16 protein-coding genes and 1 pseudogene are annotated in these 14,101 nt (G+C 66.5%); 8 read left to right on the top strand and 9 right to left on the bottom strand.

Features of this window, described 5'->3' with window-relative positions; all coding sequences use genetic code 11:
• Window positions 1-17: 17 nt before the first annotated feature.
• Entirely contained in the window at window positions 18-926 is a 909-nt protein-coding gene (locus ACIQH8_RS17480; RefSeq protein ID WP_401001113.1) for a DUF1214 domain-containing protein, read from the top strand.
• 319 nt (window positions 927-1,245) lie between these two features.
• On the opposite strand, the gene ACIQH8_RS17485 is transcribed toward ACIQH8_RS17480, so the two are convergent.
• The 3 genes from ACIQH8_RS17485 to ACIQH8_RS17495 are packed head-to-tail and all read right to left on the bottom strand — an operon-like array spanning window position 1,246 to window position 3,199.
• On the bottom strand, window positions 1,246-1,692 hold the full coding sequence (locus ACIQH8_RS17485) for a hypothetical protein (RefSeq protein WP_401001116.1): 447 nt from the start codon (window positions 1,690-1,692) through the stop codon (window positions 1,246-1,248).
• A complete protein-coding gene (locus tag ACIQH8_RS17490; protein WP_401001119.1) occupies window positions 1,689-2,828 on the bottom strand; it encodes a helix-turn-helix domain-containing protein in 1,140 nt (379 codons plus the stop codon). Before ACIQH8_RS17490 ends, ACIQH8_RS17485 begins: the two co-directional genes overlap by 4 nt.
• On the bottom strand, window positions 2,828-3,199 hold the full coding sequence (locus ACIQH8_RS17495) for a hypothetical protein (RefSeq protein ID WP_401001121.1): 372 nt from the start codon (window positions 3,197-3,199) through the stop codon (window positions 2,828-2,830). Before ACIQH8_RS17495 ends, ACIQH8_RS17490 begins: the two co-directional genes overlap by 1 nt.
• Before the next feature lie 111 nt (window positions 3,200-3,310).
• Between ACIQH8_RS17495 and ACIQH8_RS17500 the strand changes: the two genes are divergently transcribed.
• From ACIQH8_RS17500 to ACIQH8_RS17530, 7 genes are all read left to right on the top strand, one after another.
• Window positions 3,311-3,571, top strand: a complete 261-nt coding sequence (locus ACIQH8_RS17500) for a multiubiquitin domain-containing protein (RefSeq protein WP_401001123.1) — start codon at window positions 3,311-3,313, stop codon at window positions 3,569-3,571.
• The gene (locus tag ACIQH8_RS17505) at window positions 3,546-4,721 is read left to right on the top strand and encodes a ThiF family adenylyltransferase (RefSeq protein WP_401001125.1); all 1,176 of its coding nucleotides are present in this window, start codon (window positions 3,546-3,548) and stop codon (window positions 4,719-4,721) included. Before ACIQH8_RS17500 ends, ACIQH8_RS17505 begins: the two co-directional genes overlap by 26 nt.
• Window positions 4,718-5,122 carry a DUF6527 family protein gene (locus tag ACIQH8_RS17510; RefSeq protein ID WP_401001127.1) on the top strand — a complete coding sequence of 135 codons (405 nt, stop codon included), beginning with the start codon at window positions 4,718-4,720 and terminating at the stop codon, window positions 5,120-5,122. Before ACIQH8_RS17505 ends, ACIQH8_RS17510 begins: the two co-directional genes overlap by 4 nt.
• Before the next feature lie 180 nt (window positions 5,123-5,302).
• The gene (locus ACIQH8_RS17515) at window positions 5,303-6,058 is read left to right on the top strand and encodes a hypothetical protein (RefSeq protein ID WP_401001129.1); all 756 of its coding nucleotides are present in this window, start codon (window positions 5,303-5,305) and stop codon (window positions 6,056-6,058) included.
• Window positions 6,058-7,452, top strand: coding sequence for a helix-turn-helix domain-containing protein (locus ACIQH8_RS17520; RefSeq protein WP_401001131.1), 1,395 nt, complete (start codon window positions 6,058-6,060; stop codon window positions 7,450-7,452). Before ACIQH8_RS17515 ends, ACIQH8_RS17520 begins: the two co-directional genes overlap by 1 nt.
• Before the next feature lie 206 nt (window positions 7,453-7,658).
• Complete coding sequence (locus ACIQH8_RS17525) at window positions 7,659-7,979, top strand: Lsr2 family protein (RefSeq protein ID WP_401001134.1); 321 nt, start codon at window positions 7,659-7,661, stop codon at window positions 7,977-7,979.
• Window positions 7,980-8,066: 87 nt separating this feature from the next.
• A complete protein-coding gene (locus ACIQH8_RS17530; protein WP_401001137.1) occupies window positions 8,067-9,083 on the top strand; it encodes a YhcG family protein in 1,017 nt (338 codons plus the stop codon).
• A 128-nt stretch (window positions 9,084-9,211) separates the two neighbouring features.
• Here the strand turns inward: ACIQH8_RS17530 and ACIQH8_RS17535 are convergent, their stop codons facing one another.
• The 6 genes and pseudogenes from ACIQH8_RS17535 to ACIQH8_RS17560 all read right to left on the bottom strand — a co-directional run.
• Window positions 9,212-10,015 carry a hypothetical protein gene (locus tag ACIQH8_RS17535; RefSeq protein WP_401001140.1) on the bottom strand — a complete coding sequence of 268 codons (804 nt, stop codon included), beginning with the start codon at window positions 10,013-10,015 and terminating at the stop codon, window positions 9,212-9,214.
• Window positions 10,016-10,152: 137 nt separating this feature from the next.
• Window positions 10,153-10,422 (bottom strand): hypothetical protein, encoded by a 270-nt coding sequence (locus tag ACIQH8_RS17540; protein WP_401001143.1) that lies wholly within the window; start codon window positions 10,420-10,422, stop codon window positions 10,153-10,155.
• Entirely contained in the window at window positions 10,419-10,742 is a 324-nt protein-coding gene (locus ACIQH8_RS17545) for a hypothetical protein (RefSeq protein WP_401001146.1), read from the bottom strand. The genes ACIQH8_RS17540 and ACIQH8_RS17545 overlap by 4 nt, the downstream gene beginning before the upstream one ends.
• Before the next feature lie 38 nt (window positions 10,743-10,780).
• Window positions 10,781-11,242 (bottom strand): DUF4913 domain-containing protein, encoded by a 462-nt coding sequence (locus ACIQH8_RS17550; RefSeq protein WP_401001149.1) that lies wholly within the window; start codon window positions 11,240-11,242, stop codon window positions 10,781-10,783.
• On the bottom strand, window positions 11,239-13,023 hold the full coding sequence (locus ACIQH8_RS17555; RefSeq protein ID WP_401001152.1) for a type IV secretory system conjugative DNA transfer family protein: 1,785 nt from the start codon (window positions 13,021-13,023) through the stop codon (window positions 11,239-11,241). The genes ACIQH8_RS17550 and ACIQH8_RS17555 overlap by 4 nt, the downstream gene beginning before the upstream one ends.
• Window positions 13,023-14,101 (bottom strand): annotated as a pseudogene (locus ACIQH8_RS17560) (ATP/GTP-binding protein); the annotation flags it as partial. The gene ACIQH8_RS17555 and the pseudogene ACIQH8_RS17560, both read right to left, overlap by 1 nt.

Raw genomic sequence — 14,101 nt, forward strand, 5'->3', positions numbered from 1 at the left:
CGTATATCCGCGCGGAGGTGGATGGCCGATTCGCGGTGTTCCAGCAGCGCGCGGGCGGCGCCGTGAACGAGTTCTACCTGATCTCCCGGCCCGTACCGACCGATGAGCAGCCAGTGGTGCGGATGAACCGGGACACCCTGTACGGCGGCAGCGTGGTGGACACGTCACAGGGTGCGAGAGTGTTCATCCCCGAGGTCACCGACGGCAGGTACGTGTCGCTGATGCTGATCGACAACGACCACTACACGATCGACGTGCTCCATGAGCCGGGTTGGCACGAGATCACCTCACCCACCCGGTACTGCGCCGCGGTTCCGCGGGTCGAGTTGCACGACATGCGCGATGAGGATGAGATCGCGTACGTGGCGGGCATCCTGGGGCAGTTCAAGATCGATGCGAACAGTGCCGAGACTTTCGCGCCCGAAGACTGGGACTGGGACTCGATGTTCGCGCTGCGTGCGCAGTATGAGCAGGAGTTCCGTACGTACACGCAGTACCCGTCGGGGTGGATGGGTCGCCGTGGTGAGGTCGACGAGGAGACGCGGCACCTCGCGGTGGCCGGCGCGTGGGGGCTGTTTCCTGAGCAGGAGGCGGTCTACATCAACTACACCGGCCCGGTGGACGCATCGAAGGCGTACACCGCGAGGTACACGGTGCCGCCCTGCGACGCGTTCTGGTCGATCGCCGTCTACGGTGATGACGCGTTCTTCCACTCGTACAACGCCACCCTCAGCCCCGAAACGACCGTCTACAACGAGGACGGCACCTTCACCGTGTACTTCGGGTCCGAAGAGGTCGTGGGCGACAAGCCCAACCGGCTCGACATCTCACAAGGCTGGAACTTCCTGTTCCGCGTGTACAAGCCGCACGACAGCGTGCTCGCGCGCGAATTCACCCTGCCCGACGTCGTCGAATACACCGGCTAACCCGCAACCAGTACTGACCGTCACCGACACGTCGGGACCCTCGCCTCTGTCGCGGGAATGGTCAACCCCGCCGCCGCCCATGCAAGTCAGACCGAAACCCGCCGCACCTCTTTAGCAACACGTCCTAGCCGGTTTGCGTTCACCATTTCAGGAGCCACCGACACACGCGTCCGCTTGCGTATCTGTCTCCGCCGAGGTTGGTTGCCTCGTCGCGAGCCAAGCGACGGCCCGGCCGTCAACATCACCGCCGGGCCCTCCCGTCGTTGGCCCATACCGAATTGCGGACAAAACGGATGGGCAGCAGCAAGGCGCCGTCCGTTCAGGAGGACAGCTTCTTGCGAATGACAGCAAGCCTGGTGGCAGCTAGTAGATAGCCCGCAACGGCGGCGGTCGTTGCGATTGCGGTGAGTGTCGTGACGATGACATCGCCCGCTTGTGGGCGGCTGAGGCCCGCGTAGGCGAGCAGCAGTAACAAGACTCCGATCGATACCGTGGCCAGGAGGCGGGAGAGGCTCCTCAGCACGTCGGCGGTGCCCCCGTCTGGTGGGTACATCCGCAGGGCCGTGCGGACAGCCAGTTCGTTGCGGGCAAATGTGAGTCCTCGCCGGCCCGGGGAGTCTTGGGGCAGGTCCCGGATCGCGTCGTTGAGGAGTATGAGACGTCTCAGGCTTGCATGATCGCCGCGGATGACAGCCCAGTTCGCGATCAGCGTGACGAGGGCAGTGAACACGGCGACGCTCGCGGCGGCAACCTCCCCAGGGGTCACGAGGGGATCGGGTTGAGTGCAAGCTCCGCGGCGATGTCCACGGACTCACGCAGTTTCGCGAACTTGCGCCAGTCCCCCGCCGCGAACCCGTACTGACCTGCCAAGATGCCTGGCGCCACATTCAGGCGCGCCGCCAGGTGTCTTAGACCTGGTTCGTCTTCAATGTCGAGGAGCTCTGCTCGATTGGTGCCCTGCATGATCAGCGACTCTGCGAACTTATTCGCGGCAGTTTCCTGTCTGTCGTGGTCATCGTCGGCGCCCCTTGCCTTCTCCACGTCGAGGTACGTGGCCCGTTTCGGGTGCAAGAGGACGTGGCCGATCTCGTGAAGGAGCGCGAACCAGAACACGTCGAGGAACTTGTGCCTGCCGGTCAGGGCAATGACGGGATGCGTCGCGTGGAGCCAGCGCGACGCGCCGGTGATTCTCGTCTTGTCGACCTCGGGGACGAAGACGAGGAGGACACCCGCGCTCGCGAGCAGGTCTTGAGCTCGACGGAACCCGTCCTCAAATGGCAGCCGAGTTAGGGCCGGCACCTGGTGCGCGATCGTCTTCAGCGCGTCGGCGTCGTACTGGTTTGCCATCGGAACCAGCCGTTCGGCTTCGACTTCGGTGAGCCGGAGCCAGAGGGCGGTTGCGTACGGGTCGATATCGAACTTCTGGCTTCGCTTGTAGCTGGCCTGCGGTGTCAGCCAGACCCGATCAAACGCGTGTGCGTCGGCGACTTGGAAGAAGCGCAGGAGAGAGTCTGCCTGGTCCGCGAGTGACATGGCGTCGTCAGTTATTCGCCGCGATCGAAGAAGACGAGCGGGGAACTTCCGCACCCATGCGGCCAGCGTCGCGAACGACTCCTGGGCCGATAGGCGCACCCGGTGCGCCTGCCACGTCGCTTCCATCCGCAGCCAAGTGTCGGCCGAGGCGCCGAGGACTCGCTCGAGCGAGACCGCGACCTCCGGCGTGAGCGGCACGTGGCCCTTGACGATCTGATTGAGGTGTTTTGCACTGATGTTGGCCCGCGCGGCAATGTCAGCCTGCGAGAACCCGCCGGCCTCGAGTTCGCGCAGGATCATCCGCCCAGGAGGTACGGCCCAGTCGGGCGAGAACTCCTGAGGGGCGTAACGCAGGACTGCTGAGTCCATCAGCTCACCATCCGAAACGCCGTACCGCCCGCGTTCAGATTTTCGACAAGGAGGGCCGGCGCCTGCCCGGCGACATCCCAGAAGCGTGCCTCCGTCGGCACGATGATGCGCTCCCCCGTCTTCGTCAACGCTGATCCGTGCATCTCAACCTCCTCCAATCGAACCGTCACGTGCATCTGGCCACGGCGGGGATCCAGTACCGGCTGGACCTGCAGGCTTCGATAGCTCTGCAGCGCCGCCAAGTCCCGGGCGTGGCAGATCGTCGCCAGCAGATCCTGCACGGTTGCCTCGCTCGCCGGCCAGCGCCGAGCGATCTCAGCCGAGGACAAGCAGGTGCGATGCAACTCAGCATCTCGCCACGCCAGATTCACCTTTACCTCCTCGGTAAAGCCCCCTGTGGTAGAATGGGTTTACCAGTTGGGTAAAGCGTATCGCAGTCGGCGTGCGTCCGCCCAGCACGACACCCTGAAAGGGGAACGGACATGGCCAACGCCAGCACCGGTGGACACCAGACCACCATCGTCATCAATGCCCGCCCGCAGCCGTGGGGCGAAAACAAGATCTCGTTCGAGCAGCTCGTCGCGCTCGCCTACCCGAACCAGCCCGTCACGGATCGCGAGGACGTCACGATCCGGTACTCCCGCGGCCACGACGGCCACGGCGCCGGCACGCTCACCACGGGCAAGGACGTCGCCGTCAAGGAGGGAATGGTCTTCGATGTCTTCCGCACCACTCGTTCGTGACCCGGACATCGCCCGGCTCCTCGACGACGGCTACGACATCAGCATCGAGGGTGACCACCTCATCATCCGGCACATCCCGTACCTGACCGCGGCCGGCGTCGTTGACTACGGCTTCCTCGCCTACCCGGTGAGCATCAGCGGCGACCGGATCGTGCCACAGACGGACCACCGCATCTGGTTCGGCGGCTCACAGCCCCACCAAGCGTCCGGCCGACCCCTGCGATCGGTCAGGGCACAGCGCCGGCAGATCACCCCGGCCCTGCAGGCACAGTACATGCTCTCCAGCAAGCCCGGGCCCAACGGCTACCCCGACCAGTACACCAAGGTGACAACGTACACCCGGATCCTCGCGCACGAGGCACAGGCAGTGGACCCGTCTGCGACCGCGACTCCCGGGACCTCCTGGGCGGTCGTGGACGATGACAGCCCGTTCGTGTACCGGGACACCGCAACCTCACGCGCCGGCCTTGCCGCCCTCGTCCAGCGCTTCCACGGCGAGCACATCGCCATCGTGGGTCTTGGAGGCACCGGCAGCTACATCCTCGACCAGGTCGCCAAGACCCCCGTCTCGACGATCAACATCATCGACGGGGACGTCCTGGAGAACCACAACGCGTTTCGCGCCCCCGGAGCCGCATCACTCGAACAGCTGCAAGCGCGTCCGAACAAGGTGGACTACTACCGGTCCGTCTACTCACGCATGCACCGCGGCATCGTGGCGCACCCGGAGTTCCTCGACGAGACCAACCTCGGACTCCTCGAAGGAGCCACGTTCGTGTTCCTCGCCTCGGACGAGGCGAGCACGAAACCCGTCATCATCGACTGGCTCGAGACCCGCGGCATCCCGTTCATCGACGTCGGAATGGGCATCGAAGAAGTCGACGGTCGCCTCGCCGGTCTGCTCCGCGTGGTGACCAGCCTCCCCGGGCACCGCGATCACGTCGCGAACGGCAACCGGATCCCCACCGCAGCCGCCCCCGACGACGACTACGGCCGCAACATCCAGATCGCCGACCTCAACGCCCTCAACGCCGTCCTCGCGGTCATCCGCTGGAAGCGTCACCTCGGGTTCTACGCCGACGGCGCTCGCGAAGGCTTCTCCACCTACTCGCTGTACCTCAACGAGCTCGCCAACGAGGACCCCCTGTGAGGGGCAGGATCCCCGAACTGCGCCCCGAGTTCGTTGACACCTTCCCCACCGAACTGCAGCCCGGGATTATCTACATCTCGATCCAGTACCGGACCTGCGGGCACCTCTGCTGCTGCGGATGCGGCGAAGAGGTGATCACCCCCCTCTCCCCCGCGCGATGGCGATTCACCTACGACGGACACGCCATCTCGCTCGCACCCTCGGTCGGGAACTGGTCGCTGCCCTGCCAGTCGCACTACTGGATCACAGCGGGCAGGGTCATCTGGGCCTACGCGTTCACACCGGAAGAGATCGCGGCCGCACGGGCCGCGGACCGAGCGGCCGGCGACTCAGTTCGGAGTGTCGCCAAGACCCGGCACTGGTGGCAACGCCCACTAGGCATCAACAGGCATTCGCGCTAGCCACGGCCCGCTTTCGACCGCAATGGCCGATCCCCGGCCCTGAGCACAAGTCTTCCCAGTGCGCCGGACTACCGCCTTTATGGAAGTCAGACGCGACACACCGCCGTGGAAATGACCAAAATGTGTTTGAGACTGAAGGTGTCGTCTATGATTGTGCTTGGTCAACCGATAGGAGCCATCATGCAGGAGCCCACCAGCCTCGACTGGAGGTCGGAGTTCTCGGACGAGGAACTCGCCACGCTGCGGTCGGCGATTCCGTCGGCGATCCATCGGAGCCAGGATCGGTCGGCCCGCGCGCACACCGAGTACCAGGATCCGGATGGTGAACAGGACGTATACGGCGTCGGCATGGCCCGCGGCGCGCAGAAGGAGCTCCAGGCGCTGATCAAGGGAATGGACCGCTACCGCGAGCAGCGCGTGCCTGGCAGCCGCCGGGTCCTGCCGTATGTCGGCGACACGCTCCTGTTCCTGCAGCGCGTCGGCAAGCAGATGCCCCGCAACCACCGCCGCTACCGGCTGAGCTACCTCCCCGAGCAGCGCCGAGACGTGTTCCTCGAGACCAGCAACGTCAAGTACACCGAGCCCGGCGGTCTGTTCGATCTGCCCCGCAACAACACCGAGGACGGGGACGATGTCGCTCGCCTGTCTGACATTCTCGACATCGCCGGCGATACCTCCAACCGGCTCACACTGATCGTCCCGTACTACAGCAGCACCCCGTTCTCGGTCGGCACGATGTACTGGGCGCCGGCCCGGCTGAACGGCCGGTACCTCGAGTTCACCGACCCGGAGCGACTCACGTTCGCCCGCCAGGCCGGTGCGGAAGGGGCGATGCGGTCGAAGCCCCGCCCGGCCGGAGGCTTCGCCGACGGCCAGCGTCCCCGCACACCGGCCAGGCTCCGCCCCCGGCCCGAGGGTGAGAAGGGCCACAACTGATGGCCGAGCAGCCGACCCTGACCGACATCGCCCGCCTGTTCGACCCGTCGCGCCTCACGCAGGCCCGCCGCCTCTGCAAGCTCACCAAGTCACAGCTGCACCAGATGGTCGGGGTGTCCGCCGCCGCGATCGGGCAGTATGAGCGCGGCGAGGTCACGCCCCGCGCCGAGACGATTGCCGCGCTGGCGGACGCCCTCAACGTCCCGCCGGGGTTCTTCGCTCTCGGGCGTCCGCGGGTCCAGGTTGAGATCGCGGAGGCGTCGTTCCGCCGTCTCCGTGCCACCACCGTCGGGCAGCAGCAGCAGGCCACAGCCTACGTCGAGCAGGCCTGGGAGCTGAGCTGCTACCTCGAGGAGAGCGTCGAGTTCCCGAGCCTCGACATCCCGAACTGGGCGATCCCGGAGTCGGAGGACGTGCCAGACCCGATTACCGCCGCCCGGGCCATGCGCGCCCACTGGGATCTTGGGTTCGAGCCGATCAAGCACCTCGTCTACGAGATCGAACGGCACGGTATCCTCACCGTCTTCTTCTCCATGAAGCAGGACGGAGACAAGGACGACAAGAGCCGGATCGACGCCTTCTCCACAACGGCGCTCCCGCGGCCGATGATCGTGCTCACCCCGGACAAGGCCGATGACGTCATGCGTCACCGCTTCTCGGCCGCGCACGAGCTGGGCCACATCGTCCTCCATCACGGCCGCCAGGGAACCGACAGTCAGATGGAGCGGCAGGCCGACCAGTTCGCCGCCGAATTCCTCACCCCGCGCGACATCATCAAGGATCAACTGCCGGCCCGGGTGAACTTCAATCGACTGGAGGAACTCAGCCAGTGGTGGGGCGTGTCCGTTCACTCGTTGTTGTACCGGCTTCGTGAACTCGACCTCGTCTCCGAGTCCACCTACCGGCGCGCGTTCATCACGCTCAACAGCTTGCCGCGTCGGTCGCAGCCGATCCGCGACTACGAGGGCGAGCAGCCGGAACTCCTGAAGAACGCCATCGAACTCCTCGACGGCGTCGGCGTGAGCTTGAGGGACGTCGCCGCGGAGCTTCAGCTCCCGCCCAAGCGGATCCGTCAGCTTGCTGGTATCGACGACCCCCAGCCGAAACTCTCGCTGGTCAGGTTCTCAGACGACCGCCGAACGACGGCGGCGACCCACGACGATGTCGTGAGTGACACCGAAGAGGAAGGAGCCGACATGGCTCACCGTTCCGCAATCACCGGCCGCTACATCTCGAAGGCCGCGGCCGCTCGTCACCCGAAGACGAGCGTCACCGAGTCCGGAGGGAACAAGTCGAGCGGCACGCACCACCGCTCGACCATCTCTGGCCGATATATCTCGGGCGCTGCTGCTGCTCGTCACCCGAACACCAGTGTGACGGAGAACGGCAAGTAACACCGGAACGGGAGAGGGCGCTCGATCTCAGGTCTAGTGAGATCGAGCGCCCTCTTCTTGTGTCACTTGAGCTTGACACTGCCGCAGTCTACTGGGCCGACCGAATCACCCGTGATCGCGCAGCAAGTCGTCTCGGTGTCATGAAGTGGGGTCACTATGCTGCAACGCGGGCTGAAGCCCCGACTCAGCAGAGAGGAAAGCCAGCATTGTCTAAGAAGACGGTCATCACGCTCATCGACGACATCGACGGCACGGAGGCAGCCGAGACAATTACCTTCACCGTCGACGGCGCAAGTTACGAAATCGACCTCTCGGCTGACAACGCCGCCAAGTTCCGCGCCGTGCTCGAGCCATACACGGCGGCAGCCCGTAGGAGCGCGCGTCGGTCCACTCGTCGTGGCGTCAGCTCCGACGGCGCGACGTCGAAGGAAATCCGCGCCTGGGCGGCCGAGACTGGCGTTGAAGTTCCGGCTCGCGGCCGCATCCCCGCCGACGTGCAAGAGCAGTACCGCGCGGCCATCCGATAGCCGGCGCAGCGAGCAGCGACAGCGCGAGAGCCGACGCGCCAGCGCGGCCACGGCTGCGCTGTCGCCAGTGGTCAATATTCTCGGAGCATGGTGGCAGAGCTCGCAGTTCCGGACGACTACGTCGCGGTGCTCGGCGAGCTGAAGCAGCAGATTCGACACGCCCGATACCGCGCGCAACGCAGAGTGAACGCCGAACTCATCAGCCTCTACTGGCGGATCGGCAAGACGCTCGACGAGCGCACCGCCCTGCCCTCCTGGGGCGAGGGCATCATCAACAGGATCTCGGTAGACCTGCGGACCGAGTTCTCGGACGCCAAGGGGTTCTCACCGCGCAACCTGCGATACATGCGTTCGTTCGCGCGAGCGTGGCCAGACGCCGACCGCTTTCGGCAGCAGCCTGCTGCCGAATTGCCCTGGGGCCACATCATGGTCCTCCTCGACCGACTCGACGATCCGGCAGATCGCGAGTGGTACGCCTCGCAGGCGGCCGCGATCGGCTGGTCTCGGGCGGTGCTCGAGCATCACATCAAGACTCGAGCCCGTCTCCGATTCGAGGCGGCGCCGACCAACTTCGACCGGGTCCTCGACCCGGGTGCGTCCGAGCTTGCGCAGCAGCTCACGAGAGACCCGTACGTGTTCGACTTCCTTGAAGTCGATACCGATGCCGTCGAACGGGATGTCGAGCAGGCCCTCGTCGACCGGATCATCGACACGTTGCGGGAGTTCGGCAGCGGATTCAGTTTCGTAGGCCGCCAGGTGGCGTTCGACGTCGACGGCGACGAGTTCTTCGTGGACCTCCTCTTCTTTCACGTCGAGCAATTGCGATATGTGGTGGTCGAGCTCAAGGTCGGCAAGTTCAAGCCCGAGTACACCGGCCAGCTCGGTTTCTACGTCGCACTCGTCGACGATCGCCTCCGCAGGCCGCAGCATGCCCCAACCGTTGGACTGCTTCTGTGCACGAACAAGAACGACCAGGTCGTGCGCTACGCCCTCGCCGGCAGCACCCAGCCGGTCGGGATTGCAAGCTATGACCTGCTCTCCCCCGCCGAACAGGCCGCCCTTCCGTCCGAAGCCGATCTAGCGAGGGCGCTCGACGCGGAGTGAGATCACATTTGGCAGCAGACTGCTGCCAAATCTGATCCCACTCTGAAAAAGCCCTGATCTGGGAGTCGCGATAGAGCAGGTAGGTCCGCTCTCGGGGCAGACCCTCTTGGTGAACAGGTGCGGGCCGTCTAGCGCTCGTGACCGTGAGGTGCGCGGGATTGCCCTAGCCGATCTCGAGCGATTCTGGCTGGCGACGTGGCGGAAGGCTTCGGCGGAGCCATCCCGGCGTATGCCACGCGCACCGCCTCAAGCGCGCGTCGACGAACCTCGGCATCCGTGTCGAGCGGATCCTTCCCGACTAGCTCGCGAGCACGGGAGTCGAGCGTCACGTCGTCGCGGAGCTCGTCGCCGTGTTTCCGAATGTGCGTCTGCACAGCGTCGAGGAACGCATTTCGCCGGCGGACGAGCGCCGAGTACCGTGCCCATCCCTGCAGGAGGTTTGGGTCGACGTCGCCGGCGGCGATGCGGCGGACCTCCGCCCTGCTTCGGCGCCGGCTGAAGAACTGCTCGGCGGCCGCGAGGTTCGCTCTGCGCTCTGAAACGAGCGTTCGGCGCACCCGACGAGAAGGCAAGCCGACGCTCTGGAGTCTCCGCTCGAGCTGCTTCTTCTCGCGCTCGTGAGCGCGGTACTTCTCGCGTTGCTCCTCGCTCGGCGTCCACCTGTCCGCCGACTCCTTGCGACGGGCGGCATCCTGACGTCGCGCCTCGCGCAGCTTCTCGGGGTCACGGCCCTCGCGGGATCGACGGCGAGCTGCGATCGCTTCCTTGTTCCGGTGGTAGTACTCACGCTGCGCGGCGCGGTACTTCTCGGGATTCTGCTCCTTATAGCGCTCCCGAGCCTCTCGCCGCTTCTCCGGGTTCTGCTTGGCCCACTCCCCTACCCGCTCGACCTCGAGTCGCCGGCGTTTGTCGTCGGCCGCCTTCGCGCGCATCCGGTCACGGTTGCGCTGTCGGATCTGCTCAAGGTTCTGTTCTCGGTACTCGGTCCGGTAGTTGGGGTGAGCGTCCCACCATGCGCGTCGACGCGCGCGAGCGCGCGCCAGACGCTCCTCCTCAGGGAGCGGTCGGTTCACTGCTCGGCTGAGTCCGGCGCCGCCAATTCCGTCAACGCGACGAAGACTTCTTCGCGGTACTCGGAAGGGTCGACGATCGCGCGGCCAAGCAAATCGCGAAGCGCGTCGCGCTCGTCCCCGGTCAGCTCGGCCAGGGGTTCCATGCAGAAGTCGACGTCGTCGCTGAGGCTGTAGTCGGGCTCATCGACATGAACCTCGGGGTAGTAGAGGAAGGCGAGCAGCGACACTCGCTGGAGTGCCGCGTCGACGTGGTCACGGTCAATCATGGATGCGTTCCTGTCAGTTCTGAGGGGTCGGGCGGTGTGGTTCCGAACTCGCCGGTGCGCAGGTCTCCGTAGTAGTCGGTCGCCCGCGCCGCCTCTGGGATGCGTCCGAGCAGGGGCGCGGCCGTGACCAGCCAATCGATCATCTCGGGTACCGCGAACACCTCGGTATCGCGGTAGACGTGCGTCCGGTAGTACCCATCGATCCCGTCGATTTCACGGCGGAGCTCGGTGCTGTGCAGAGGCAGCAGCAGCGAGTTTTCGGCCGACAGAATCACCGTGTACTCGATGCCCGGATGTGTGCGCTCCGCCTCGTCGAGCATCGCGTCGACGAGGGAATGGACGGGGGTTCGCTCCACGACTAGCCGGCCTGAGCCCGGACGTCTGGGAAGAGCCCTTCCGGCGGTGCCGTGTAGGGCAGCGGTTCGCCGGGGTCGTTCGTGTCCTTCGAGGTCATGAACGGGCCGTCCTTGTCGAGGAGCATCCGCATGTGGTGGTCGGCGTGGTCGCGCCACCAGACGGATGCTCCGGTCACGCCGTCGAGGCGCAGGTGCTCCCATGCTCGCCAGAGGGCGTCGAGCCGGCTCACGGCCTCGGGGTAGCTCCACCAGTCGGCGGCCCACCGGTACGGTGCCTGGGGGCCGACGAGGCGCCGGTACGAGGTGACGATCTTCTCGCGCACGAACTCGTCGACGGAGCCGTAATAGGTCTGCGGCACCTCCTCGTCGACGGCGGGGCCATGCGTGATCGGCTGCTCATCGATGTCGACGACGTGCTGCTCGAACTCGGTTGTCTCGTCTTCGTCCCACTCAGCGATGCTCATGCTTCAACCTCCGCTTGCTCAGTGATCCGCGGTCGCGACGTTGCCGGCGCCGGCGGGAGCGAAGGGTCGTGGTTCGCGATCGAGGCGGCGATCGCTTCCTTGTGCGGGCCGGTCCAGTAGGGGCGTGTCTCGATGAGCGTGGCCGGCGCGCCGGAGGTGAACACGACGCCGCGCCCGGTCGGTAGCGCAGCGAGCTGCGATTCGTCGAGGATTCGGTCGCGGCGCAGCTGGTGGGTCGTCGAGCGCACGCCCTTGTTGTACGACACCGAGGCGGTTTCCATGTCGTAGTCGCCGATGAGCGTGGAGAGCTCGCGCAGGAACTCGGCTTCGCTGACGCCGCCGAGGTAGACCTTCGTGTTCGATGCGCTCCACAGCTTCCGCATGCCCTCGCGGCCGAACACCTCGATGCCCTGCGACCAGGACTGGAACAGCGACATGATCGGGATGCCCCGCGAACCAAAGTGCGAGTACAGGTCGGGGAGGTTCTTCCACCGGCACACGTTCGCGGCCTCGTCGAGGATCCCGAGCAGCGGTACAGCGAGGCGGCCGCCGCGCTGCCGGGTCGCGAGCTCCTCTGCAGCCTCGATCGTGGCCGCGGTGAGGGCGGTGACGAGCGGGCCGGCCGAGCCCTGCCCTTCCTTCGAGAGCGAGTACAGCGTGCCCGTGCCGGCACGCACGAATGCATCCGGGTCGAACTGCGGGCGGCGGTCGCCGAGCAGGTTGCCGCCGAGCGGGTTCACCCACTGCGAGATGCCCGAGTTCGTCAGGCACGCCGCCATCTGGCGGGCCGTGCCGTACACGCCGTCGCGCTGCTTCTCGGTCAGGGTCGCGTAGCCACGGAGGCGCTGCGCCAGCAGTTCGAAGCCGTGCTGCTTCAGCGTGGTCGGCGGCTCGAGGTCGAGCGGATCAGTGAGCCAGATGTAGACCTGCGAAATCGGGTGCCCGCCGAGCGCGGCCGCGAGCAGCATGTCGGCCAGGAGGTTCTGGCCCTCGGCGTCGAAGTAGTTGTCCGTCGTGCTACCCGCGGCGCGGGTGCCGGACGCGAAGTGCTGCGCGAGCTTCGCCGCGCGGGTGTCGTCGATGACGTAGCTGAGCGGGTTCCACCACCAGGTCGGTTCCTCGAGCGCGACGCCCTGCGGGTCGAAGACCCACACCTCCCCCACCGCCGCGCGTGGATCGCGCGTCGCGTCCAAGACGTCGCGCTTGTTCGACGTCGTGACGACAGCACCGGGCGCCGCCATGATCGCGGGGATGACGAGCGCCGTCGACTTGCCGACTCGCGGGCCGGCGACGCCGATCATCATCCACTCCCAGAGGGAGTAGATCATCTGCCGCGACTTCACCGTCACGCCGATCGGGACGCCCGGCGTCGCGACGCCGAGCCGCTTGGCGGATGCCTCGGCACCCTTCCGGGTGATGTCGGCGAGCTCACGGCTACCGGCGAGGTAGCGGGCGGCCCCATCAACGCGCGAGCGCCTGCTGCTCGAGCGGCCGACCGCCCAGGCGAACAGGCCGCTGAGCGCCAGCACCACGGCGCCGAAGACGATCGCGAGCCAGGTCGCGGCCGCAGGCCACACCACGGTGCCCCTGCGCAGCCCGTCCATCAGGTCGAACGGGTCGGCCGGCAGATCCGGGTTCACGCCGCTCAGCTGCGAGCCGAGCGCGACGGCGGCCCAGAGGACGCCGACGACGGCGAACAGGAACAGCAGCAACACGAGGAGCGCCATCGTGCCGGTGCTCGTGCGACCCGGCTCGGTCCGCCGATTCGCCTGCCCGGCCATCAGACGGCCTCCGCTCGCAGAGGCGTCACCGCGGCGAGCTCGCCGCCACGGCGACCGGTGCGGGACTGGTCGTGCCACAGCTTGTTCGTGTCGTTGATGTGCCGCTCGGCGTCGGTAAGCTCCACGCGCAGCGGGATCCCCGGACGTCCGCCCACCTTCACGATGAACTTCCCTCGCCCGGGCGGCTCCGCCTCGCGGCCGCTGACCGCATCCCAGGCGGGCGGATCCTGCCACGACCCGAGCAGTTCCTGCTCGGCCCGGGACAGCGGCACGGCACTCGTGAGCATCGGCATCTCGGCACCGGGCAGCCCGCCGGCGACGACCATGCCAGCGCGCTCGACGAAGCCCTTCGCTTTCATGCGGTCCTCTTCGGTTGGCAGCGCCAAGAGGTCGCTCATTGTGTGCGAGATCATCGCCATGCCGACGCCGCGCTGACGGTTGAGTCGGGTGAGCGCGTCCACCCGGTCGACGAGGCCGCGTCCAGCGCGCAGGGCACGCCAGAGCTCGTCGAGCACGACGAAGTAGTGCCGGCGAGGCTCGAGGCCGGCGTCGGCCAGCGCGTTCGCCACGTTGACCGTGCCGAACCCGCTCGACCAGCAGGCCAGCAGGATCGCCGCCTGCAGATCCTGGTCGGCATCATCGATGCTCGACACGTCGTAGACCACCGGGGCATCGCGCCGCATCGGCACGTCGGTCGGGTGGGCGAACGTCTCGCCCAGCCGACCGCCAGAGGTGAGGCTGATCAGCGACGCCTCGAGGTCCTCGGTGATCTGCTTGTAGCGGGCGTCGTCGCCGCGATCGAGCGCCACGGCTCGCACCTCAGGCGGGCCGTTCTGGATGACCTGCAGCAGGTCACCGAGGACAGGCACCCCCGCGTGGTGCTCGTCGAGCCACTTGAGTGCACGGTCGATGATCGACTCTTCGCGATCGGTCGGCGGCTGCTTGCGCAGGATCGTCAGCATCGCGGCGACCATTGTGTGCCGGCGGCCGTGCGCGTCGGCGAGCACCTGCATGGCGAGCTTCGCGTAGCCCGCCTCACGCAGCTGCTCGGCAGCTTCACGAGCCTCACCGGGGTCGA

The sequence above is a fragment of the Agromyces sp. GXQ0307 genome (assembly GCF_044769845.1).
Lineage (GTDB): Bacteria > Actinomycetota > Actinomycetes > Actinomycetales > Microbacteriaceae > Agromyces.